We start from the raw sequence: 22000 nt of genomic DNA on the forward strand, positions 1-22000 counted from the left end.
GTCAGCGGGCGGGGAGGGCGAGCATCCGCTCGAGGGCGACGAGCGCCCACTTCTCGGTCTCGGGGTCGACGGTGATCTGGTTGGGGACCGTGCCGGCGACGAGGGACTCCATCGCCCAGACGAAGTGGGGCAGGTCGATCCGGTTCATCGTCGAGCAGTAGCAGACCGTCTTGTCGAGGAAGACGATGTTCTTGTCCGGGTGCGCGTTGGCGAGCCGCTTGACCAGGTTGAGCTCGGTGCCGATCGCCCAGCTCGAGCCGGCGGGGGCGGCCTGGATGGTCTTGATGATGAACTCGGTCGACCCGACCAGGTCGGCCTTGAGCACGACCTCGTGCTGGCACTCGGGGTGGACCAGGATGTTGATGCCGGGGATGGTCGCGCGCAGCTCGTCGACGACGGCGGGGGAGAAGCGGCCGTGCACGGAGCAGTGACCCTTCCACAGGATCATCTTCGCGTCGCGCAGCTGCTCGGGGGCGAGGCCGCCGTTCGGGCGCAGCGGGTTCCACACGACGCAGTCGTCGAGGGTCAGCCCCATCTTCTGCACGGCGGTGTTGCGGCCGAGGTGCTGGTCGGGGAAGAAGAGGATCTTGGCGTCCGGCTTCTGGTCGAACGCCCAGCCCAGCGCGACCTCGGCGTTGCTGGAGGTGCACACCACGCCGCCGTTGCGGCCGCAGAAGGCCTTGATGTCGGCGCTGGAGTTCATGTACGTCACCGGGACGACCGAGTCGACCACGCCGGCGTCGGCCAGCGCGTCCCAGGCGTCCTCCACCTGGGCGAGCCGCGCCATGTCGGCCATCGAGCAGCCGGCGGCGAGGTCGGGCAGGATCACCTTCTGGTCCGCGCCGGTGAGGATGTCGGCGGACTCGGCCATGAAGTGCACGCCGCAGAAGACGATGAACTCCGCCTCCGGGCGGGCCGCCGCGTCGCGCGCGAGCTTGAAGGAGTCGCCGGTGACGTCGGCGAAGGCGATGACCTCGTCGCGCTGGTAGTGGTGGCCGAGCACGAACACCCGGTCGCCGAGCGCCTCCTTCGCGGCGCGGGCGCGCGCCACCAGGTCCGGGTCGGAGGGCGCGGGCAGGTCGCCCGGGCACTCGACGCCCCGCTCGGAGGTGCGGTCCACGCCACGGCCGAGGGGGAGGAGGGGGAGGTCGACGGTCGTCATGGCTCGGATCCTATTCGCGGCCGCCGACCTGCGCTCACAGGAGCGTGCCGGAGTGGACGTACGGCGCCGGCGGCTTCATCCCGCGCAGGGCGAGGTAGTCCTCCTGGTGCAGCTCGAGGCCGGCGGCCATCCCGACGTCGATCGCCCACTGGTTGGCGCCGGTGAGGTGCGCGACGGTGACGCTGTCGGTCGTGTCGGCGAGGGCTGCCCACAGCAGCCGGGTCGCGGTGCGCCGGTCGGAGGCCGCGAGCAGCACGGGCCGCCCGTCCGCGGCCACGTAGACGTACCCCCGACCGGTCGAGGTGTCGGAGACCAGCAGCTGCGAGGTGCGCAGCAACAGGTGGTGGTCGGGTCCGTGGCCGGCGCCGCGCGCCAGGCGGTCGAGGCTGTCCATCAGGTCGACGTCGCCGGCGGAGCCGTCGCGGACCTTCTCGACCACGGGGATGGCGCTGCGGTCGACGGTTCCGGTCATCCGCATCTGCGGGTGCAGCTCGAAGCCCGCCCGGTGGTAGGTCCGCACCGCCCGTGGGTCGGTCGAGGCGGAGAGCATGCCGCGCAGGCACGCGCGACCGTGGTCGAGCGCAGCGGCGAGGAGCGGCTTGCCGATGCCCTGCCCCTGGCGGTCCGGCAGGACGGCGTACGTCGCCAGGCACCACAGCGTCTCGCGGCGCAGCGAGGTGGCGACGCCGACGACGCCGGTGTGGTCCTCGGCGACCCAGCAGCCGCCCGGGTCGGTGCGCACGAGGTGCCGCGTGGTCTCGAGCCAGCCCGCGCGGTGCTCGGGCGTGCGGCCGGTGGGCTCGGGGTCGCCGACCCTGCGGGAACGACGGTCCACCCCGAGGAACGCCGCGTCGCTCACGCGCTCGGCCGCCTCGGCGTCGTCCTCGGTCATCGGCCGGATGATCAGGTCCTCCACGCTGCCGACCCTAGGTCGGGGAGGATGGGCGCATGCGCATCCTCGTGGCCCCGGACAAGTTCGCGGGCACGCTCACCGCGGTCGAGGCGGCCGACGCCGTCGCGGCCGGCTGGCGGCGGCAGGCGCCGCTCGACGAGCTCGACCTGTGCCCGATGGCCGACGGCGGGCCCGGGTTCGTCGACGTGCTCCACGCGGCGCTCGGAGGGGAGCTGCTCGCCGTCACGGTGCGCGGGCCGTTCGGCGAGCCGGTGCCGGCGACGCTGCTCCTGGCGGGCCCGACGGCGTACGTCGAGAGCGCGCAGGCGTGCGGCATCCACCTCACCGGTGGGGAGCGGGCCGAGGAGGCGACGACGTACGGCGTCGGCGAGCTCGTCGCCGCGGCCGTCGCGGCCGGTGCCGAGGAGGTCGTGGTCGGCCTCGGCGGCAGCGGCACCAACGACGGAGGAGCCGGGCTGCTGGCCGCCCTCGGCGCGACCGCCGACCGGCCGCTCGACGCCGGTGCGGCCGGCCTCGCCGGGGTCACCCGGGTGGACCTGCCGTCGGTGCCGGTCCGGCTGGTGGCGGCCAGCGACGTCGACAACCCGCTGACCGGGCTCTTCGGCGCGACCAAGACGTTCGGCCCGCAGAAGGGCGTGCCGGAGGAGCGGCTGCCGGGCCTCGACGGGCTGCTCGAGGAGCTCGCGACCGCCGTCGACCGACGCACGTCGCTGGAGAAGGGCGCCGGCGCCGCCGGTGGCCTCGGCTTCGCGCTGCTGGCGCTCGGCGCGCGGCGCGAGCCCGGGATCGAGCTGGTCGCCGAGGCCGTCGGCCTGGCCCGTCGAGCCCGCGCCGCCGACCTGGTGCTCACCGGCGAGGGCGCCTTCGACTTCTCCAGCCGCTCGGGGAAGGTGCCGTACGGCGTCGCCGCCACCGCCGCCGAGGCGCTGCGGCCGTGCGTGGCGCTGGCCGGCCAGGTGCTCGTCGGCTCCCGTGAGATGCGCGCCCTCGGCGTGGAGTCGGCGTACTCCCTCGTGGACCTCGTGGGGGAGGAACGGGCCTTCGCCGACCCCGCCGGGTCGCTCGCCGACCTCGCCGCCCGCGTCGCCCGGACGTGGTCCCGGGAATAACCGACGGTGTGCGACGATTGAGGAGTTCGACTGAGCAGCACCGTCCCCGCTATCCCTGGGAGCATTGACATGACCGAGCAGGTGGACACCCCCACTGAGCGCCGCACCGACCAGATCAACCTGAGCCCGGTCGCGGCGTCGAAGGTGAAGAGCCTCCTCGAGCAGGAGGGCCGCGACGACCTCGCGCTGCGCATCTCCGTGCAGCCTGGTGGCTGCTCGGGCCTGCGCTACCAGCTCTTCTTCGACGAGCGCACCCTCGACGGCGACGTCACCACCGACTTCGACGGCGTCACCGTCGTCGTCGACCGGATGAGCGTCCCCTACCTCAACGGCGCGATGATCGACTTCGTCGACAGCATCGAGAAGCAGGGCTTCACGATCGACAACCCGAACGCCACCGGCTCCTGCGCGTGTGGAGACTCCTTCCACTGACGCACCGGACACGGAACGGCCCCCGAAGGACACTGTCCTCGGGGGCCGTTCTGCGTGTCGGGAACCGCCTGGTCGAGCAACGAGCCCTGGTGAGCGTCGACGAGGCCCCGTGAGCCGACCGCGGCCTGTGCCACTCGTGTCAGCGTGCGGCGGGCATGGTGTTGGCTCCCGCGCGCCTCGCGGCCTTGGTCGCGGGTGGGGTACGCCGGGTGTGGGGGGTCGGAGCCTGCGGCTCCCGCCGGACGGGCAGGCCCGGTCTACCAGCCTTCGCTCGTTCCTCGCTCCGGCCCGCCAGACCCAACCACGACCGGGCCCGCCCGCCCGTCGTCCGCCTCCGGCCCCGACCCGCGCGGCGTACCCGTCCTGCGGCTCGGCCTCCGGTGACGCGGCGGCCGGGGACTCGGTGGTGCGGCCGGGCCCGGCCCCGCTCAGTCCAGGTGCAGGTGGAGCGCGTTGGCGAGCCGCTGGGCGGCCTTGTCGATGCGGATGTCGCGCTTGGGGACCTCGCGGGGGAACTCGTCGAAGTGCAGGCTGGGGACGGGCGAGGTGGCCGCGCGGCACACCCGGTCAAGGGGGAGGTTGCGGCCCACGGCGAGGCAGTCGTCGCGCATCTCCGCGAGCGTGGCGGCGTCGTCGTACGCCCGGCGCGAGGGCGAGCCGGGGGCGGGGCTGGAGGTCGTCATGCGATCGACGCTAGGGGCTACCGCGGGGTAGTCCCACGAGTACCGATCGGTAGTGTTCCGTGTCATGCCTTCACCGCGGCCGCTGCTCATCGCCGGCTCGATCGCCACCGACCACCTGATGACCTTCCAGGGCAAGTTCGAGGACTCCCTGGTCGTCGAGCAGCTGCACAAGCTCTCGGTCTCGTTCCTGGTCGACGACCTCGAGATCCGCCGCGGCGGCGTCGCGCCGAACATGTGCTTCGGGCTGGGCCGGCTCGGGCTGCACCCGGTGCTGGTGGGGGCGGCCGGCGAGGACTTCGGTGACTACCGCTCCTGGCTGGAGCGGCACGGCGTGGACTGCTCGCACGTGCGGATCTCCGAGACCAAGCACACCGCGCGCTTCGTGTGCACCACCGACTCCACGATGGCGCAGTTCGCGTCGTTCTACCCCGGCGCGATGGCCGAGGCGCGGCACATCGAGCTGGCGCCGATCGTCCAGGCGGTGGGCGAGCCGGAGTACGTCCTCATCGGCGCCGACGACCCCGACGGCATGCTCCGCCACACCGACGAGTGCCGCCAGCGCGGCTACGCCTTCATCGCCGACCCGAGCCAGCAGCTCGCCTTCGGCGAGGGCGACCTGATCCGCCGGCTCGTCGACGGTGCCGCGCTGCTGTTCTCCAACGAGTACGAGTCGCACCTGATCGAGCAGAAGACCGGCTGGTCGGCCGACGAGGTGCTCTCGCGCGTGGGTGTCCAGGTCACGACGCTCGGCGCCGACGGCGTGCGGGTGCGCCGCCGGGGTAAGGACGACATCGTGCTGCCCGCGGCCAAGGACGTCCGCGCCGTCGAGCCCACCGGCGTCGGCGACGCGTTCCGCGCGGGCTTCCTCGCGGCGCTCGCCTGGGACGTCGGGCTGGAGCGGGCCGCCCAGGTCGGCTGCGTGCTCGCGGCGTACGTCGTGGAGACGGTCGGCACGCAGGAGTACTCCTTCACCGCCGAGCAGTTCCTCGGCCGGCTCGAGCACTCCTACGGTCCCGAGGCCGCGGCCGACGTGCGGGCACACCTGTCCTGAGCCAGCCGTCCTGACGTCAGCTGCTGCGGCGCACCAGGTAGCGCGGCGAGCCGTCGAGGGCGGTGTCCTCGCCGACGTACTCCTGGCCGCGCATGCGGCACCACGCCGGCACGTCCGTGCGCGCCGCGACGTCCGTCGCGACGACCGCCAGCACCTCCCCGACGGCGACCTCGCCGATCCGCCGGCCGAGATGGATGACCGGCAGCGGGCAGAGCATGCCGCGGCAGTCGAGCTCGAGGGCGACGTCCGCGGCGCTCACAGGCCCACCTCGGCGCGGATGCCGGCGACCACCTCGGGCAGGGCGGCCAGGAAGCCCTCCACCTCCGCCTCGGTGGTGTCCCGGGTGAGGGAGACCCGGACGTTGCCATGGGTGAGGACGCCCATCGCGGCGAGCACGTGGCTCGGCTCGAGCGTCGAGGCGGTGCAGGCGGACCCGCTGGCGACGCCGAAGCCGCGGCGGTCCAGCCCGTCGACGAGCGCCTCCCCGTCGACGTAGAGGCAGGAGAACGTCACGAGGTGGGGGAGCCGGTCGACCGGGTCGCCGACCACCTCGGTGTCGGGCACAGCGGCCGCGGCCGCGCGGACCCGGTCCATCAGCGCGGCCTGGCGCCGCCCGACCTGCTCGCGCTCGGTGACCACCGCCTGGAGGGCGGCGGCCGCAGCGAGCGCGGCCGGGACGTTCTCGAAGCCGGTCGTGCGTTCGTCCACGCGGTCGTCGCCGGGGAACGGGTTGCGCCACCGCGCGCCCTTGCGCACCAGCAGCACCCCGACGCCGGCGGGTCCGCCCCACTTGTGGGCGGAGGCGGCCGCGGCGTCCCAGCCGGTCGGCAGCGGCAACCGACCGGCGGAGGCGCAGGCGTCGACGAAGAGGGGTACGCCGGTCCCGGCCAGCGCCGCGGCCACCTCGCCGACCGGCTGCACCGTGCCGACCTCGTGGTTGGCCGCCTGCACGGCCGCGACCGCGACGCCGGGGACCGTCGCGGCCCGCGCGACGGCCTCGGGCGGGACGCGTCCGGACCGGTCGACCTCGACGGCGACGTGGTCCCCGGGCACCCACGCGGCGGCGTGCACGACCGCGGAGTGCTCGACGGCTGAGTGCACCACCGCGTCGCCGTGCCGGGCGCGTCCGGCACGCAGGCCGAGCAGCCCGCGGTGCACCGCGTCGGTGCCGGACGAGGTGAAGGTGACCTCGTCGGGACGCACGCCCAGGCAGTCCGCGACGACCTCGCGCGCGTTGTCCAGCAGGAGCCGCGCCGACCGCGCCGAGCGGTGCCGGCGGCGAGGGTCGGCGTACCCCTGGTCGAGCGCCGCGAGCAGCGTCTGCCGGGCGGCGGGGTGCAGGGGCTCGGACGAGGCGGCGTCGAGGTAGCCGTGCGTGGCGCGCCCGCCGGGCGCGGCGGTCCCGGAGGCAGAGGTCACAGGCCGAAGATAGACGACCCCGGAGCGCGTCCCGCCACTGGTTGAAGTAGTGTTCGACCTACTCGTGACCACCCAAGAGGAAGGCTCGTTCGTGGGTCTGCAACTCCCCCCGCGAGGGGTCGGGAAGGCCAGGCGCGGCCGCCGGGCGCCCCTGCTCGCCGCCGTTCTCGGCGTCGCCGTCGTGCTGCTCGCCGGGTGCTCCTCGGAGAACCGCGACGACTGGAAGAACCTGGCGATGCCCTCGCCCGCCACGGAGCAGGGTGAGTCCACCCTCGCGCTGTGGCAGGGCGCCTGGCTCGCCGCGCTGCTGACCGGCGTCCTGGTCTGGGCGCTGATCTTCTGGGTCGTGTGGCGCTACCGCCGTCGCAGCGACGACGAGATCCCGATCCAGACGCGCTACAACCTGCCGCTCGAGATCTTCTACACGGTCGCGCCGATCATCATGGTGATCGTGTTCTTCTCGCACACCGTGCGGGTGCAGAACATCGTGCTCGACGACCCGACCCCGGACAACACGATCGAGGTCGTGGGCCAGCAGTGGTCCTGGACGTTCAACTACGGCGTCGGCGAGCAGGACCCGTCGGCCAACGACGTCCTGGACGACGACGAGTACGCCTACGACCAGTACGCGTACACCGTCGGCACCGCCTCGGACATCCCGACGCTCGTGCTCCCCGTCGACCAGACGACGCGCTTCAACCTCTACTCGCCCGACGTCATCCACGACTTCGGCGTGCCCGCGTTCCTCATCAAGATGGACGTCATCCCGGGCCGGGTGAACCACTACCAGGTCACCCCCACCGAGATCGGCACCTACTCGGGCAAGTGCTACGAGCTCTGCGGCGTCTACCACTCGCGGATGCTCTTCAACGTGGAGGTCGTGAGCCAGGAGGAGTACGCCGCCTACGTGGACGAGCTCGCCCAGACCGAGAACACCAGTGACGGTCCGCTGATCGGCGGCGAGAACGCCGACACCCAGGTCGGCCTCACCGACGAGGCGGACGAGTACGCCGAGGGAGACGCAGAATGACCGCAACAGCAGCACGCTCGGCCGACGTCACGGCCGCGCGCAAGCCCCTGGGGCAGCAGCTGGTCCGGATCATGACGACCACCGACCACAAGCTGATCGGCAAGCTGTACCTCGGCACGTCCTTCATGTGGTTCATCCTCGGCGGCCTGATGGCGCTGCTGATCCGCTCCGAGCTCGCCTTCCCGGGTCAGCAGGTCGTCAACGACGAGCTGTACAACCAGCTGTTCACGATGCACGGCACGATCATGCTGCTGCTGTTCGCGACGCCGCTGTTCTTCGGGTTCGCCAACGTGATCATGCCGATCCAGATCGGCTCGCCCGACGTGGCGTTCCCGCGGATGAACATGTTCAGCTACTGGCTGTTCCTGTTCGGCGGCCTCATCGCCGCCTCGGGCTTCCTCACCCCGCAGGGTGCGGCCGACTTCGGCTGGTACGCCTACACCCCGCTCAGCGACGCGGTCCGCTCGCCCAGCGTCGGTGGCGACCTGTGGATCATGGGTCTCTACCTCGCCGGTCTGGGCACGATCCTCGGTGCGGTCAACTTCATCACCACGATCATCTCGATGCGCGCGCCGGGCATGACCATGTTCCGGATGCCGCTGTTCACCTGGAACACGCTGATCACCAGCCTGCTGGTCCTGATCGCGTTCCCGATCCTCGCCGGCGCTCTGCTGATGCTGGAGGCGGATCGACAGCTCGGTGCGCACGTCTTCGACACCTCGCACGGCGGATCGATCCTGTGGCAGCACCTGTTCTGGTTCTTCGGGCACCCAGAGGTGTACATCATCGCGCTGCCGTTCTTCGGCATCGTGACCGAGATCCTGCCGGTGTTCAGCCGCAAGCCGATCTTCGGCTACGTCGGCCTGGTCGGCGCGACGCTGGCGATCGCGGTGCTCTCGGTGGCGGTGTGGGCCCACCACATGTTCGTGACCGGAGCCGTCGACCTGCCGTTCTTCTCCGGCATGACGTTCCTGATCGCGGTGCCGACAGGCGTGAAGTTCTTCAACTGGATCGGCACCATGTGGGGCGGGTCGGTGTCCCTGGACACCCCGATGCTGTGGAGCTTCGGCTTCCTCATCACCTTCCTCTTCGGTGGTCTCACCGGCGTCATCCTGGCCAGCCCGCCGCTGGACTTCCACGTGACCGACTCCTACTTCGTGGTCGCGCACTTCCACTACGTCGTCTTCGGCACCGTGGTGTTCGCGATGTTCGCCGGCTTCTACTTCTGGTGGCCGAAGTTCACCGGTCGGATGCTCGACGAGCGCCTCGGCAAGGTGCACTTCTGGCTGCTGTTCGTCGGCTTCCACACGACCTTCCTCGTCCAGCACTGGCTGGGTGTCGAGGGCATGCCGCGCCGGTACGCCGACTACCTGCCCGAGGACGGCTTCACGGTGCTCAACCAGGTCTCGACGATCGGGTCGTTCCTGCTGGCCGCCTCCACGCTGCCGTTCCTCTACAACGTCTACGTGTCCGCACGCGGTCCCAAGGTGCTCGTCGACGACCCGTGGGGCTGGGGACGGTCGCTGGAGTGGGCCACGAGCTGCCCGCCGCCCCGCCACAACTTCGTCTCGATCCCGCGGATCCGCTCGGAGTCGCCGGCCTTCGACCTGCACCACCCGGAGGTCGCGGCCATCGAGATGGAGCAGAACCAGTCGGCTCGTGACGGCGGCTTCGCCGACGCGCCGGACATGGAGGGTCGTGCGGGCATGATCGACGACCGCACGCCGAACGACGAGGGGAACGACCGATGAAGTCCGAGGCCTGGATCTTCGCGATCTGCACCGCCTTCCTGGTGCTGGTCGCGCCGGCGTACTGGTTCGTGACCGCGGCCGGTGACGAGGGCGGTGACTGGACCGGCACCTCGGCGCTGGTGATGACCACGCTGCTGGTCGCCATGGTTACCCTCTACCTGGGCTTCCACGCCCGGAAGATGGAGGCCCGCCCCGAGGACCGCAAGGACGCGGAGATCGCGGACGGAGCCGGCGAGCTCGGTTTCTTCCCGCCCTACTCCTGGTGGCCGCTGTGGTGCGCCTCGACCCTCGCCGTGTGCATGGTCGGCATCGCCGCCGGAGCGTGGTGGCTGTTCATCATCGGCATGGCGCTCGGCGCGATCGCGCTGTGCGGCCTGGTCTTCGAGTACTACCGGGGTGAGCACGCCCACTGAGGGCGCCAGCGCAGCCCGCAGCACTCCTGACGAGACCCCGCGACCCGGACGCAACCCGGGCGCGGGGTTTCGCGTCTCCTCCGTGGAAGCCTTTAACCTCGAGGCGCCGGCTGCTCGCCGGAGCCCTCGACCCGAACCGCCGTGGAGCCTGCATGTCCGAGCGTCCCGCCCGAACCCCTCGTCCGCACGCCCGCCGCGGAGCCGCCCTCGCCGTCCTGGCCGTCTCGCTGCCGCTGCTGGCGGCCTGCGACGGCGCCGCCGGTGGTCCGGGCGCAGTGGGGCCCGGGGACGCCGGGACGACGGCCGTGGCGGGGGAGTCCACGCCCGACGCCCGGATCGCCACGAACGTCCGCAGCGGCCGACCCGTGCCGGTCGACCGGCTCGTCGAGGTCACGGCGTCCGACGCCGTCCTGCGCTCGGTGAGGCTCACCCCCGTCGGTGGCCCGACCGAGGAGGCGGGGCGCGTGCGCGGGACGATCGCCGAGGACGGGAGCGCCTGGCAGGCGGAGGACCGCCTCGAGCCGGGCACGGCGTACGTCCTCCAGGCCCGGGCGGAGGACGCTGACGGCGACCGGGTCAGGCAGGCCACGAGGTTCCGGACCGTCGACCTGACCCTGGACCAGCAGACCTACCCGTCGCTGGCGCCGCTGGACGGGGAGACCGTCGGCGTCGGCATGCCGGTCGTCGTCACCTTCGACGTGCCCGTGACCGACCGCGCCTCGATCGAGGAGCACCTCTCCGTCGACGCCCGTCCGGAGCAGCCCGGCACGTGGCACTGGCTCAGCAGCACCGAGGTCCACTACCGGCCGAAGACCTACTGGAAGCCGGGCACCGAGGTCAGCGTGGACGTCGACGTCAACAGCGTGCCGGCGGGTGACGGCGTCTACGGGCAGCTGAGCCGGAGGATCGACTTCACGGTCGGCGACGCCCACGTCTACCGCGTCGACGCCCGCTCGCACCAGATGAAGGTGTTCAGCAACGGCAAGCTGCTGCGCACCCTCCCGGTCACCACCGGCAAGCCTGGCTTCACCACGCGCTCCGGCACGAAGGTGATCATCGAGAAGTTCGACGTCAAGCGGATGAACAGCGAGACCGTCGGCATCGCCGCCGGCAGCGCCGAGGCCTACGACATCCACGACGTGCAGTGGGCGATGCGGCTGACGTACTCGGGGGAGTTCATCCACGCCGCCCCGTGGTCGGTGGGCTCGCAGGGGTACGCCAACGTCAGCCACGGCTGCACCGGGCTCAGCACGGCCGACGCCGGCTGGCTCTACGCGATGAGCCGGCGCGGTGACGTCGTGGAGTACGTCGGCACGGACCGTCAGATGACCCTCGACAACGGCTTCGGCGACTGGAACGCCTCGTGGGCCGACTACCGCAAGGGCTCGGCCCTGGGCTGAGCGCCCGCCGTCAGGCGAGCAGGTCGCGCACCATCGGCGCCACCTGGGTGCCGTAGAGCTCGATGCACTCCATGAGGTGCTCGTGCGGCAGCGGCCCGTGGGAGTACTTCAGGTCGAAGCGGTCGATGCCGAGCGCCTGCACGGTGTCGGCGATCTTGCGGGCGACCGTCTCCGGCGAGCCGACGAAGAGCGCGCCGTGGTCGGCCTCGGAGTCCAGCTGCGCGCGCGTCGCCGGCGGCCAGCCGCGCTCGCGGCCGATGCGGTCGCGGTTGGCCTTGAAGTGCGGGAACAGCCGCTCGCGGGCCTCCTCGTCGGTGCGCGCGACGAAGCCGGGGGAGTGCACGCCGACGGGCAGCCGCGGCTGGCCCAGCTCGTCGAGCGCGCGGGCGTAGAGATCGACGTACGGCGCGAAGCGGGCCGGCTCGCCGCCGATGATCGCGAGCATGAGCGGCAGGCCGTAACGGGCGGCCCGGACCACCGACTCCGGCGAGCCGCCGACCGCCACCCACGAGCGCAGCGGCTGCTCGGGCCGCGGCCACACCTGTGCCTCCACCAGCGGACGTCGGGTCGCGCCCTCCCAGCTGAGTGGCTGGTCCTGCGCCGTCGCGAGGCGGAGCCGCGCGAAGAGGTCGAGCTTCTCGCTGAAGAGCACCTCGTAGTCGGAGAGGTCGAAGCCGAAGAGCGGGAAGGACTCGGTGAACGAGCCGCGCCCCAGCGTGACCTCGGCGCGGCCGCCCGAGAGCGCGTCGATGGTGCCGAAGCGCTCCATCACCCGCACGGGGTCGTCGGAGCTCAGCACGGTGACGGCCGAGCCGAGCAGGATCCGCTCGGTCGTGGTCGCCAGGCCGGCGAGCACGACGTCGGGTGCGGAGACCGCGTAGTCGTCGCGGTGGTGCTCGCCGATGCCGAAGGCGTCCACCCCCACCTCGTCGGCCAGCCGGCCCTGCGCGACGACGTCCCGCACGACCTGGGCATGGGGGAGGAGTGTGCCGTCCGGACCGACGGTGACGTCGCCGAAGGTGTCGAGGCCGAGCTGCAGGTCCATCGGGTGCTCCTGGTCGGGAGAGGAATGGGCCGAGGGCCCCGGCCGCGTCGCGGTCCGGGGCCCTCGGGCTGTCCGTGCTGGTGCTGCTGTGCTGGTGCCGGACTCAGTGGTCGCCGCGGAGCGTCTCACCCTCGACGGCGTGGTGGCCGTCGAACTGGTGACCGTCCGCCGAGACGCCCTCGAGCTCGCCGTGCGCCTCGTGCTCGGCGTGGTGGTGCGCCTCCTCCAGCTCCGCCGCGGTGGGCTTCTGGATGTTGTCGGCGAACCACAGCGTCTGGAGCCGTCCGCGCAGCTTGCTGCCGCGACCGGTCGGCGCCGGGACGCCGTTCGGGTCGACCCCGTCGGTGCCGACCGGCACGTAGGAGGCCTCGTCGCGGTCGCGAGCGGTGACGGCGTACGCCTTGGCGGTGTCGAGCGGCAGGTGCCGCTCGCTGTAGCCGCCCTCGGGCGAGCGCATGATCACGCCCGTCTCGTAGCCGTGCAGGAGCTTCTCGTTGTCCTGGCGCTGCAGCGAGATGCACCAACGACGCGTGATCATGAAGGCGATGACCGGTCCGATGAAGACCGCGGCCCGCATGAAGTACGTGATCTGGTTGATGCTCAGGTGCAGCTTGATCGCGATGATGTCGTTGCCGCCCGCGGCCCACATCAGGCCGTAGAAGGTCATCAGCGCGACCATCAGCGCGGTGCGGGTCGGAGCGTTGCGCGGGCGCTGGAGCAGGTGGTGCTCCCGCTTGTCGCCGGTGACCCAGGCCTCCAGGAACGGCAGGAGGAGCAGGATCGTGAACATCAGGCCCGGGAGCACGATGATCGGCAGGAAGACGTTCCAGGACCACGTCGTGCCCCAGAACTCCGACTCCCAGCCCGGCATGATCCGCAGCGCACCGTCGGGCCAGCCCATGTACCAGTCCGGCTGCGAGCCGGCGGTGACCTTGGTCGGGTCGTAGGGGCCGTACTTCCACACCGGGTTGATCGTCAGCAGGCCACCCATGAGGGCGCAGACGCCGAACACGATGAAGAAGAAGCCGCCCGCCTTCGCGGCGTACACCGGCAGCATCGGGAAGCCCACGACGTTCTGCTCGGTGCGGCCGGGACCAGGCCACTGGGTGTGCTTGTGGTAGACGAGCAGCAGCATGTGCGCGGCGATCAGCGCCAGCAGCAGGCCCGGGATCAGCAGGATGTGGATCATGTAGAGACGCGGGATGATCGCGTCGCCGGGGAACTCGCCGCCGAAGAGGAAGAACGACAGGTAGGTGCCGACCACCGGGATCGACTTCATGAAGCCGTCCGCGGCGCGGACGCCGGTGCCGGAGAGCAGGTCGTCGGGGAGCGAGTAGCCGGTGAAGCCCTCGAGCGTGCCCAGGATCAGCAGCAGGCAGCCGATGACCCAGTTCATCTCACGCGGCTTGCGGTGCGCGCCGGTGAAGAACACGCGCAGCAGGTGGATCATCATCGAGGCGATGAAGAGCATCGCGGCCCAGTGGTGCATCTGCCGCATCAGCAGACCACCGCGGACGTCGAAGGAGATGTCCAGCGTCGAGGCCATCGACTCCGACATCGCCACGCCGCGCAGCTGGTCGTAGGAGCCCTCGTAGTGGATCTCGCCCATGCTCGGGTTGAACCACAGCGTCAGGAAGACACCCGAGAGCAGCAGGACCACGAAGCTCCACAGGGCGATCTCGCCCAGCATGAAGGACCAGTGGTCCGGGAAGACCTTGCGCAGGTTCTTCTTCATCGCCGTGCCGAGGCCGAGGCGCTCGTCGGCCCAGTTGGCGACGACGCCGGCGCGACCCGGCTTCTTCGCGACGGCCGCCGAGGAGTTGCTCGTGGCGACCTTGCTCGTGTCGATGCTCATTGTCAGCCACGCTCCCAGTAGCTCGGGCCCACCGGCTCGGTGAAGTCGCTCTGTGCGACCAGGTAGCCCTCGTCGTCCACCGCCAGCGGGAGCTGGGGGAGGGCGCGGGCAGCCGGGCCGAACACGACCCGCGCGGAGTCCGCGAGGTCGAAGGTGGACTGGTGGCACGGGCACAGCACGTGGTGCGTGGTGCGCTCGTACAGGGAGATCGGGCACCCGACGTGGGTGCAGATCTTGGAGTAGCACAGGACGCCGTCGACGGCCCAGTTGTCGCGGCCCTCGCCGACGATGATCTCGTCGGGCTCCATCCGCACGATGATGACGGCCGCCTTGGACTTCGCGATCTGGAGCTCGATGCCCTCGATCAGGTGCTCGCCCTCCCCGTCGACCTCGAAGAAGGCCTCCGGGACGGCGTTGACCAGGTCACCGATCTCGAGGTCGGCGGCGCGGATCGGGGTGCCGACGACGTCGCGGACCACGCGCATGCCCTTGGTCCACACGGTGCGCTCGAGGCCGGCGCCGGGGTACTCCTGGTCCTCCTGCACGTCGCCGGGCAGGGGACCGAGGTCGCGCAGCAGCACGATCGCGGGCAGGCCGAGGAGGCCGACCGCGCCGAGCAGCGAGTTGCGGACCAGCGGGCGGCGGCCGATGCCGGACTCCTCGAGACCGGCGTTCAGCGCGGCCAGGGTGGCCTCGCGGTCCTCGTCGGAGGAGCGGGCCGGGTGGCGCAGCTCGCTGATCTCGTGGTCACCCATGAGCTTGCGGGCCCACTGGATGATGCCGACGCCGATGAGCAGCAGCGCGAGGCCGAAGGTCGTGCCGAGCGCGACCGTCGAGGCGCCCAAGCCGGCGACGGTGTCGTGGTTGTCGCCGATGTCGAGGGTGAAGTAGGCGACGAGGAACAGCACCACGCAGACCGCGGACAGCCCGAAGAGACCGGCGACCTGGCGCTCGGCCCGCTTCTCCTGGGCCTCGTCGACGTCGGTGGGACGCCAGACGTGGGCCGGCAGGCCCGGGTCCGGGATCGGCTCGGCCGACTCCGGCACGGCGCCGGCCGAGCCGGCGGGGCTGTCGGGGAGGTTCTGCGACGATCCGCCCTCGTGCGGGTCGTTCTCGTGCGACTCGTGGTCGCGGGCGTCGGTCACGCCGCCTGTCCCTTCTTCTTCGTGGAGCGCGTGGTGTGGGCCGCGATCCAGACCGCGAACCCGACGAGGCCGCCGATGCCGACGAGCCAGGCGAACAGGCCCTCGCTCACGGGGCCGAGGCCGCCGAGGCCGAAGCCGCCGTACTCGGGGGTCTCCCGAAGCGACTCGAGGTAGGCGATGACGTCGCGCTTCTCCTCCGGCGGCAGGTTGCCGTTGGAGAAGTTCGGCATCTGCTGGGGGCCGGTGAGCATGGCCTCGTAGATGTACTTGGGCTCGATGTCGTGGAGCGCGGGGGCGTAGCCGCCGCGCGGCATGGCGCCGCCGCTGCCGTTGAAGTTGTGGCAGGCGGTGCAGTTGGTGAGGAAGATCTGGCCACCGCGGACGATCGCCTCCTCGCGCTCCTCCTCGGAGAGGCCCTCGAGGGAGTACTGCTCCTCGTCAGGGACGGCGGGGCCGGGGCCGAGCGACGCGACGTAGGCACCCAGGGCGTCGATCTCCTCCTGGGAGTAGACCGGCGCCTTGTCGGGGGCCTGCTGGCCCGGCTGCACCATCGGCATCCGGCCGGTGCCGACCTGGAAGTCGACCGCAGCGGCGCCTACGCCGGCCAGCGGCGGGCCGAGCTGGGTGTCGCCGCGCTGGGTCAGGATGCCCTCGCCGTTCTGCCCGTGGCAGAAGGCGCAGCCGACCAGGAAGAGCTCACGGCCCTTCTCGACCTGCGCGGTGTCGCTCTCGGCGGAGGTGGCCTGCGCCGGCGCGAACGCGGCGTACAGGCTCCCGGTGAGCACCAGGCCGAGCAGCAGCAGCACGACGCCCGCGAGCGGGCCCCGGCGGTGCCGGGAGAGTCGACCTGCGGAACGGTTCAGGAGACGCACGTTGTGATCCTCGGGGTCCTTGCGGGTGGGCGGGCTGCTGGTGGTGCCAGGTGGTGCCGGTGAGGCTGCGGACTACTGGACGAGGTAGATCGTCGCGAACAGGGCGATCCACACCACGTCGACGAAGTGCCAGTAGTAGGAGACGACGATCGCGCTGACGGCCTGCTCGTGGGTGAACTTGCGCGCCATGTAGGTGCGGGCGAGGACCAACAGGAAGGCGATCAGGCCGCCGACCACGTGGATGCCGTGGAAGCCGGTGGTCAGGTAGAACACCGTGCCGTAGGCGGACTGCTGGATGGTGACGTCCTCCTGGACGAGGTTCGCGTACTCCACCGCCTGGCCGGCGACGAAGACCGCGCCCATCACGAACGTGAGGATGAACCACTCGCGCAGGCCCCAGAGGCGGAAGTTCAGCAGCGACCCGGTGCGCCCGGCCTGGCCACGCTCGGCGGCGAAGACGCCCAGCTGGCAGGTCAGGGAGCTGAGCACCAGGATCGTGGTGTTCACCGACGCGAACGGCACGTCGAGGATCGCGGTGTTCTGGTCCCACAGCTCCGGGCTCACCGAGCGGATCGTGAAGTACGCCGCGAACAGGGCCGCGAAGAACATCAGCTCGCTGGAGAGCCAGATGATGGTCCCCACGCTGACCATGCTGGGACGGTCGTGATGCCCGTGGAGGCGGGAGGCCGGGATGGTTGCTGTGGTCGCCACGGCGCCATTATGTCTCGCGCCGACGACAAGGGCACCCCGACCCCCTCCTGGGTGCGGGTCATAAAGTTCACAGCGTGTCCGGTGCTCCTCTCCTGGTGGCCCTGACCGCTGTCCAGGATCTCCCCGAGCCCTCGTTCGCGGCGTTCTTCACGCAGTGGTCGCTGGCCCCCGTCCCCACCGTGCTGACGGTCTGGGTCGCAGGTCTCTACCTGCTCGGCGTCGGGAGGCTCCGCGCCCGGGGCGACCACTGGCCCGTGGGGCGGACGATCGCGTTCGTCGGGGTCGGGATGGGGTCGTTCTACCTCGCGACGGCGTCCGGCCTGGCGGCGTACGACACGACGCTGGTGAGCGCGCACATGGTCCAGCACATGGTGCTGTCGATGCTGGTGCCGCTCTCGCTCGCGCTGGGCGCCCCCGTGACGCTCGCGCTGCGGACGCTGCCGGCCACGCCGCGCCGGTGGTTGCTGGCGGTGCTGCACTCACGGATCGCCGCGGTGCTGTCGTTCGCGCCGCTGGCCTTCGCGCTCTACATCCTCTCGCCGTGGGCGCTCTACTTCACCGGCTGGTACGACGCGTCGCTGTCGTCGACCTACGTGCACGAGGTCATGCACCTCCACCTCGTGCTGGTCGGCGCGCTCTTCTTCTGGCCGCTCATGGGCATCGACCCCGTGCCGGGCCGGGTGGGCTACCCGTTCCGCGTGCTCCTGACCGTGCTGACGCTGCCGTTCCACGCGTTCCTCGGCGTCACGATCATGGGCCAGTCGGATCTGATCGGCGAGGAGCACTACCTCGCGCTGCGCGAGGGTCCGATGGCCTCGTGGCTGCCCGACGCGCTCGACGACCAGCACGTCGCCGGCGGGATCCTGTGGGCTTCTGGCGACCTGATCGGGCTGGTCTTCTTCGGCGTGCTCTTCGCGCAGTGGGTGCGGTCGTCGATGCAGGAGGCCCGGCGGGAGGACCGTCGGCTCGACCGCGAGGAGGACCGGGCGCGGACCCGCGAGCTCAGCCCGCGTCCGTAGCGCCCGCGGGCTCCTCGGGTGGGACCTCGACGGCGAGGCGGGTGATCCGGGCGCCGTCGGTCTCCGCCACCCGCAGCAGCGCGTCGCCGACGCCCACCGCGTCGCCGGGCTCGGCGATGCGGCCGAGCCGCGCGACGACGTACCCGGCGACGGTCTCGTAGTCGCCGTCCTCGAGCTCGACGCCGGTGCGCTCGGCGAAGTCCTCGATGCTCAGGCCGCCCTCGAGCAGCAGCGTCCCGTCGGCGGTGCGCAGCTCCGGCTCGGGCGCGTCGTGCTCGTCGCGGATCTCCCCGACGATCTCCTCGACCAGGTCCTCGAGGGTGACGATGCCGTCGGTGCCGCCGTACTCGTCGACGACGACGGCCAGGTGGACGCCCTCGCGGCGCATCTGCGTCACGGTCGGGAGCACGTGGTTGGTCTCCGGCACGACCAGCACGTCGCGCTGGACGTCGCGGACGAGCCGCTCGCCGGCGTTCTCGAGCTCGAGCAGGTCGCGGATGTGGAGGAACCCGGTGATGTCGTCGAAGCCGCCCGGGCCGGTCACCGGGTAGCGCGAGAAGGGCCGCTCCCGGACCTCGGCGACCGCCTCGCCGAGCGGCAGGTCGCCCGCGAGGAACGCCACCTCGGGCCGCGGCCGCATGACCTCCTTGACCGTCGTGCGGCCGGCGGCGAACACGTCGGCGAGGATCCGGCGCTCCTGCTCGTCGAGCCCTTCGTGGGTCGCGACGATGTCGCGCAGCTCCTCCTCGGAGAGCTCGTCGCTGGTGGCCGACGGGTCGCCGCCGACCAGCCGGACCAGGGCGTCGGTCGAGCGCGACAGGAGCCAGATGACCGGCCGCATGACGGTGGCGAAGCGGTCCAGCGGGGGGCCGACGAGCAGGGACAGCTGCGCGGAGCGCTGGAGGGCGAGCCGCTTGGGGACCAGCTCGCCGAGCACGAGCGAGAAGTAGGCGATGAGCAGGGTCATGCTCGCCAGCGCGACCGTGTCGGCGGCGCCCTCGGGGAGGCCCAGGTCGACGAAGTACGGCGCGATGTCGGGCGCGAGGGTCGACCCTCCGTACGCGGCGGAGAAGAAGCCCGCGACGGTGACGCCGATCTGCACGGCGGCCAGGAAGCGGTTGGGGTCGCGCGCGATGGCGGCGACCCGGGCGCCGCGCGCGCTCTCGCGCTCCATCCGGGACACCTGGCTGTCGCGCAGCGAGACCAGCGCGATCTCGGTGGCCGCGAACACGCCGCCCCCGAGGACGAACAGCAGCACCAGGCCGAGGTTGACGAAGGTCTGGGAGTCCACGACCGCGAACCTAGCGATCGGCTCCTGAGCGCTGTGCGGGTCGTCCTCGGGCCCAGGCGCGGAGTCGCCGATGCCGGTGGGCGAACAGCAGCGCGACGACGTGATGGGACGCGGGCAGGCGGGGGACGAAGGTCAGCCGGTCGGTCACGGTGCAGGTCCCGCCGCGCACGGGGGCGACGGTCCGCTCGTGCTCCCACCGTGGGAACAGCAGCATCCGTGACCGCTCGTGGAAGCGGCGACCGGGCTCGAGTGCCACCAGCACCATGTCGTCGAAGTCCACCGGGACGACGCCGCCCGCGAGCAGCCAGGCCTTCCCGAGCGGTCGACCGAGGAGCGGCGCGGCGTCCTCGATCGTCCGGCCCCGGAGCCGGGGCGGCATCGTCATCGACAGCCAGGGCCGCAGCTCGTGGCGGATGCCGGCGGGGCTGGTGACCCGCGTCCAGACCTCCGGTGCCGGGAGCGGCACCGTCGACGTGCGGGTGAGGGTCCTGGGCGGCGGCATGCAGGGATCGTAGGGAGCCACTGGTCCCTGGTGCGGGTCGGCGGCGGAGGCGCCGACGTGTGGAGGGTCATGGGCAGCGGCCCGCCCGGCGTCGTACGATCCCCGACGTGACCGACTCGAAGACCGCTCCGCTCAAGGTGCTCGTCTACAGCGACGACGTGAACACCCGCCAGCAGGTGATCCTGGCGCTCGGGCGTCGGCCGCACCCGGACCTGCCCGAGGTGGAGTACGTCGAGGTCGCGACCGAGCCCGTCGTGATCTCCAACATGGACGCCGGCCACGTCGACCTGGTCATCCTCGACGGCGAGGCCGTGCCCGCCGGCGGCATGGGCATCGCCAAGCAGCTCAAGGACGAGATCTACCAGTGCCCGCCGGTAATCGTGCTGACCGGCCGCCCGCAGGACGCGTGGCTCGCCACCTGGTCGCGGGCCGAGGCGGCGGTGCCGCACCCGCTCGACCCGATCCAGCTCGCGGAGACCGTCGTCGGGCTGCTGCGCTCGCGGGTCCCCGCCCCCACGTCCTCCTCCGCCTGAGGTGTCGACCTGGCCTGACGTCCTCGGCGCGCTGGTCGCCGGGGAGGACCTGAGCGCCGACCAGACCGCGTGGGCGATGGGCGAGGTGCTCGCCGGGGAGGCCACGTCCGCCCAGGTCGCCGGCTTCGCTGTCGCGTTGCGCGCCAAGGGGGAGACCACCGACGAGCTGCGCGGGCTCGCCGAGGCGATGCTCGCCGAGGCCAACCCGATCTCCGTGCCCGGTCGACTGCTCGACGTCGTCGGCACCGGCGGGGACCGGTCGTTCTCGGTCAACATCTCGACCATGTCGGCGATCGTCGCCGCGGGCGCCGGCGCGCCGGTCGTCAAGCACGGCAACCGCTCGGCCTCCTCGAAGTCCGGCTCCGCCGACGTGCTCGAGGCGCTCGGCATCCGGCTCGACCTCCCGGTCGCCCGGGTCGCCGAGGTCGCCGTCGAGGCCGGGATCACGTTCTGCTTCTCGGCCGCGTTCCACCCCGCGATGCGCCACGCGGCCGTGCCGCGCCGCGAGCTCGGGATCGGCACCTCCTTCAACCTGCTCGGCCCGCTCACCAACCCCGCCCGCCCTGCGGCGCAGGCGATCGGCTGCGCGGACGCGCGGGTCGCGCCGGTGATGGCCGGGGTGTACGCCGCGCGAGGCGTCGACGCCTGGGTCTTCCGCGGCGAGGACGGGCTCGACGAGCTCACGACCACGAGCACGTCGAGGCTGTGGCGGGTCCACGCGGGCGAGGTGGTCCCCGAGACCGTCGACCCGGCGGCGTACGACCTGGCGCCGGCGACGGCCGAGGACCTGCGCGGCGGGGACGCCGAGCACAACGCCGAGGTGGTACGCCGCCTGCTCGGCGGCGAGCGCGGACCCGTCCGCGACGCGGTGCTGCTGAACGCCGGCGCCGCCCTGGCCGTCCACGGCGCGCCCGACCTGCCCGCCGCCGACGCCCTGCCCGAGGGCATCCGCCGCGCCGCCGAGGCCATCGACTCCGGGGCAGCGGCCGCCACGCTCGATCGCTGGGTGGCCGCCTCCTCGGCCTGAGCCGCTACCGCTCGGCGAGGTCGAGGACGAACCGCGGCCCGTCGGCGCGGAAGCCGAGGTGCTCGTAGTAGGCGCCGACCATGCCCGGCGGGGTCAGCACCCGGCGCAGGCCCAGGTCGCGCAGCACGCCGCTGCGGCGCCACAGGAACTCGCCGGGGGAGAAGTCGCGGTAGCGCGGCGTGACGTAGTCCAGCTGCACGTGCGCGACGTCGCCCTCCTTGCGCAGCACCACCACGCCCACCGTCTCGTCGCCCTTGAGCACGACGAAGGCGTGCTGGCTGCCCGCCGGCGCCGGGTCGAAGTCCGGCTGGAACCGGCGGATGTCGTCGGCGTGGGTGCGCAGGACGTGCCGCAGGTAGGCGTCCTCCGGGCGGACCTCGACGACCTCGAACACGGCCTCGTCGTGCCGCTCCCGGGTCAGCCGGAGGATCCAGTAGACGTTGATGACCGCGAGCACGACGTTCATGCCGACCATCGGCCACACCCCGATGAGCGCGTTGAACGTCAGCAGCACCAGGCAGCCGAGCAGGTTGAGCGTGCGGAAGCGCAGCACCCGCGCCTGGAGCAGCGAGTAGACCAGCAGCGCGCTGCCGCCCCAGCCGACGACGTCGAGCCAGTGGTCGGCGAGCCAGGTCAT

The 22000-nt window shown here is 71.9% G+C and carries 23 protein-coding genes; 10 read left to right on the plus strand and 13 right to left on the minus strand.

All coding sequences use genetic code 11. The features are described from left to right. Position 1: 1 nt before the first annotated feature. Positions 2–1162, minus strand: coding sequence for a quinolinate synthase NadA (gene nadA / locus H7344_RS00105; protein WP_186344012.1), 1161 nt, complete (start codon positions 1160–1162; stop codon positions 2–4). Between the two features lie 34 nt (positions 1163–1196). Then, the gene (locus H7344_RS00110) at positions 1197–2078 is read right to left on the minus strand and encodes a GNAT family N-acetyltransferase (RefSeq protein ID WP_229706845.1); all 882 of its coding nucleotides are present in this window, start codon (positions 2076–2078) and stop codon (positions 1197–1199) included. A gap of 32 nt (positions 2079–2110) precedes the next feature. Here H7344_RS00110 and H7344_RS00115 point away from each other — a divergent pair, with 32 nt between their 5' ends. Both H7344_RS00115 and erpA read left to right on the plus strand, forming a co-directional pair. Beyond that, positions 2111–3184 (plus strand): glycerate kinase family protein, encoded by a 1074-nt coding sequence (locus H7344_RS00115; protein ID WP_186344013.1) that lies wholly within the window; start codon positions 2111–2113, stop codon positions 3182–3184. Between the two features lie 69 nt (positions 3185–3253). Further along, positions 3254–3616: an iron-sulfur cluster insertion protein ErpA gene (erpA, locus tag H7344_RS00120; protein WP_166189873.1), complete on the plus strand. Its 363-nt coding sequence runs from the start codon at positions 3254–3256 to the stop codon at positions 3614–3616. A 428-nt stretch (positions 3617–4044) separates the two neighbouring features. Here erpA and H7344_RS00125 read toward each other — a convergent pair whose 3' ends face one another. After that, complete coding sequence (locus H7344_RS00125; protein ID WP_186344014.1) at positions 4045–4299, minus strand: hypothetical protein; 255 nt, start codon at positions 4297–4299, stop codon at positions 4045–4047. A 64-nt stretch (positions 4300–4363) separates the two neighbouring features. Between H7344_RS00125 and H7344_RS00130 the strand changes: the two genes are divergently transcribed. Then, positions 4364–5350, plus strand: coding sequence for a carbohydrate kinase family protein (locus tag H7344_RS00130; protein ID WP_186344015.1), 987 nt, complete (start codon positions 4364–4366; stop codon positions 5348–5350). A 16-nt stretch (positions 5351–5366) separates the two neighbouring features. Here the strand turns inward: H7344_RS00130 and H7344_RS20985 are convergent, their stop codons facing one another. Together H7344_RS20985 and H7344_RS00140 are read right to left on the minus strand one after the other, a co-directional pair. Continuing rightward, entirely contained in the window at positions 5367–5609 is a 243-nt protein-coding gene (locus H7344_RS20985; RefSeq protein WP_229706844.1) for a sulfurtransferase TusA family protein, read from the minus strand. Further along, positions 5606–6769 (minus strand): cysteine desulfurase family protein, encoded by a 1164-nt coding sequence (locus H7344_RS00140; RefSeq protein ID WP_186344016.1) that lies wholly within the window; start codon positions 6767–6769, stop codon positions 5606–5608. Before H7344_RS00140 ends, H7344_RS20985 begins: the two co-directional genes overlap by 4 nt. 91 nt (positions 6770–6860) lie before the next feature. On the opposite strand from H7344_RS00140, the gene ctaC reads away from it, so the two are divergent. From ctaC to H7344_RS00160, 4 genes are all read left to right on the plus strand, one after another. Continuing rightward, entirely contained in the window at positions 6861–7799 is a 939-nt protein-coding gene (gene ctaC, locus H7344_RS00145) for an aa3-type cytochrome oxidase subunit II (protein ID WP_229706843.1), read from the plus strand. After that, entirely contained in the window at positions 7796–9550 is a 1755-nt protein-coding gene (gene ctaD, locus H7344_RS00150) for an aa3-type cytochrome oxidase subunit I (protein ID WP_186344017.1), read from the plus strand. Before ctaC ends, ctaD begins: the two co-directional genes overlap by 4 nt. Beyond that, complete coding sequence (locus H7344_RS00155) at positions 9547–9963, plus strand: cytochrome c oxidase subunit 4 (RefSeq protein WP_186344018.1); 417 nt, start codon at positions 9547–9549, stop codon at positions 9961–9963. Before ctaD ends, H7344_RS00155 begins: the two co-directional genes overlap by 4 nt. 152 nt (positions 9964–10115) lie before the next feature. After that, on the plus strand, positions 10116–11363 hold the full coding sequence (locus H7344_RS00160; protein WP_186344019.1) for a L,D-transpeptidase: 1248 nt from the start codon (positions 10116–10118) through the stop codon (positions 11361–11363). A 10-nt stretch (positions 11364–11373) separates the two neighbouring features. Here the strand turns inward: H7344_RS00160 and H7344_RS00165 are convergent, their stop codons facing one another. From H7344_RS00165 to ctaE, 5 genes are all read right to left on the minus strand, one after another. Then, positions 11374–12408 carry an LLM class flavin-dependent oxidoreductase gene (locus H7344_RS00165; protein WP_186344020.1) on the minus strand — a complete coding sequence of 345 codons (1035 nt, stop codon included), beginning with the start codon at positions 12406–12408 and terminating at the stop codon, positions 11374–11376. Positions 12409–12511: 103 nt separating this feature from the next. After that, the gene (gene qcrB, locus H7344_RS00170; protein ID WP_186344021.1) at positions 12512–14263 is read right to left on the minus strand and encodes a cytochrome bc1 complex cytochrome b subunit; all 1752 of its coding nucleotides are present in this window, start codon (positions 14261–14263) and stop codon (positions 12512–12514) included. Between the two features lie 2 nt (positions 14264–14265). Continuing rightward, a complete protein-coding gene (gene qcrA / locus H7344_RS00175) occupies positions 14266–15408 on the minus strand; it encodes a cytochrome bc1 complex Rieske iron-sulfur subunit (protein WP_308423307.1) in 1143 nt (380 codons plus the stop codon). After that, complete coding sequence (qcrC, locus tag H7344_RS00180; RefSeq protein ID WP_186344022.1) at positions 15405–16280, minus strand: cytochrome bc1 complex diheme cytochrome c subunit; 876 nt, start codon at positions 16278–16280, stop codon at positions 15405–15407. Before qcrC ends, qcrA begins: the two co-directional genes overlap by 4 nt. A 72-nt stretch (positions 16281–16352) precedes the next feature. Next, positions 16353–16991: an aa3-type cytochrome oxidase subunit III gene (ctaE, locus tag H7344_RS00185; RefSeq protein WP_186344023.1), complete on the minus strand. Its 639-nt coding sequence runs from the start codon at positions 16989–16991 to the stop codon at positions 16353–16355. A 74-nt stretch (positions 16992–17065) separates the two neighbouring features. Here ctaE and H7344_RS00190 point away from each other — a divergent pair, with 74 nt between their 5' ends. Beyond that, a complete protein-coding gene (locus H7344_RS00190; RefSeq protein WP_229706841.1) occupies positions 17066–18010 on the plus strand; it encodes a cytochrome c oxidase assembly protein in 945 nt (314 codons plus the stop codon). Here H7344_RS00190 and H7344_RS00195 read toward each other — a convergent pair. Next, positions 17994–19301, minus strand: coding sequence for a hemolysin family protein (locus H7344_RS00195; protein ID WP_186344024.1), 1308 nt, complete (start codon positions 19299–19301; stop codon positions 17994–17996). The two genes, H7344_RS00190 and H7344_RS00195, sit on opposite strands and share 17 nt — an antisense overlap. Before the next feature lie 10 nt (positions 19302–19311). Continuing rightward, entirely contained in the window at positions 19312–19803 is a 492-nt protein-coding gene (locus H7344_RS00200) for a hypothetical protein (RefSeq protein WP_186344025.1), read from the minus strand. 107 nt (positions 19804–19910) lie between these two features. Here H7344_RS00200 and H7344_RS00205 point away from each other — a divergent pair, with 107 nt between their 5' ends. Both H7344_RS00205 and trpD read left to right on the plus strand, forming a co-directional pair. Further along, positions 19911–20336, plus strand: coding sequence for an Rv3143 family two-component system response regulator (locus tag H7344_RS00205; protein ID WP_229706840.1), 426 nt, complete (start codon positions 19911–19913; stop codon positions 20334–20336). A gap of 1 nt (position 20337) precedes the next feature. Then, positions 20338–21363 carry an anthranilate phosphoribosyltransferase gene (trpD, locus tag H7344_RS00210; protein WP_186344026.1) on the plus strand — a complete coding sequence of 342 codons (1026 nt, stop codon included), beginning with the start codon at positions 20338–20340 and terminating at the stop codon, positions 21361–21363. Between the two features lie 4 nt (positions 21364–21367). Here the strand turns inward: trpD and H7344_RS00215 are convergent, their stop codons facing one another. Further along, positions 21368–22000 (minus strand): GNAT family N-acetyltransferase, encoded by a 633-nt coding sequence (locus tag H7344_RS00215; protein WP_186344027.1) that lies wholly within the window; start codon positions 21998–22000, stop codon positions 21368–21370.

The sequence above is a fragment of the Nocardioides deserti genome (assembly GCF_014266025.1).
GTDB classification, from domain to species: domain Bacteria; phylum Actinomycetota; class Actinomycetes; order Propionibacteriales; family Nocardioidaceae; genus Nocardioides; species Nocardioides deserti.

What these genes read in the sequence shown, in the direction of transcription:
- nadA (WP_186344012.1), bottom strand. Translation starts at nt 1,162, where the DNA reads ATGACGACCGTCGACCTCCCCCTCCTCCCCCTCGGCCGTGGCGTGGAC.
- H7344_RS00115 (WP_186344013.1), top strand. Translation starts at nt 2,111, where the DNA reads ATGCGCATCCTCGTGGCCCCGGACAAGTTCGCGGGCACGCTCACCGCG.
- erpA (WP_166189873.1), top strand. Translation starts at nt 3,254, where the DNA reads ATGACCGAGCAGGTGGACACCCCCACTGAGCGCCGCACCGACCAGATC.
- H7344_RS00125 (WP_186344014.1), bottom strand. Translation starts at nt 4,299, where the DNA reads ATGACGACCTCCAGCCCCGCCCCCGGCTCGCCCTCGCGCCGGGCGTAC.
- H7344_RS00130 (WP_186344015.1), top strand. Translation starts at nt 4,364, where the DNA reads ATGCCTTCACCGCGGCCGCTGCTCATCGCCGGCTCGATCGCCACCGAC.
- ctaD (WP_186344017.1), top strand. Translation starts at nt 7,796, where the DNA reads ATGACCGCAACAGCAGCACGCTCGGCCGACGTCACGGCCGCGCGCAAG.
- H7344_RS00155 (WP_186344018.1), top strand. Translation starts at nt 9,547, where the DNA reads ATGAAGTCCGAGGCCTGGATCTTCGCGATCTGCACCGCCTTCCTGGTG.
- H7344_RS00160 (WP_186344019.1), top strand. Translation starts at nt 10,116, where the DNA reads ATGTCCGAGCGTCCCGCCCGAACCCCTCGTCCGCACGCCCGCCGCGGA.
- H7344_RS00165 (WP_186344020.1), bottom strand. Translation starts at nt 12,408, where the DNA reads ATGGACCTGCAGCTCGGCCTCGACACCTTCGGCGACGTCACCGTCGGT.
- qcrB (WP_186344021.1), bottom strand. Translation starts at nt 14,263, where the DNA reads ATGAGCATCGACACGAGCAAGGTCGCCACGAGCAACTCCTCGGCGGCC.
- H7344_RS00200 (WP_186344025.1), bottom strand. Translation starts at nt 19,803, where the DNA reads ATGCCGCCGCCCAGGACCCTCACCCGCACGTCGACGGTGCCGCTCCCG.
- H7344_RS00215 (WP_186344027.1), bottom strand. Translation starts at nt 22,000, where the DNA reads ATGACCTGGCTCGCCGACCACTGGCTCGACGTCGTCGGCTGGGGCGGC.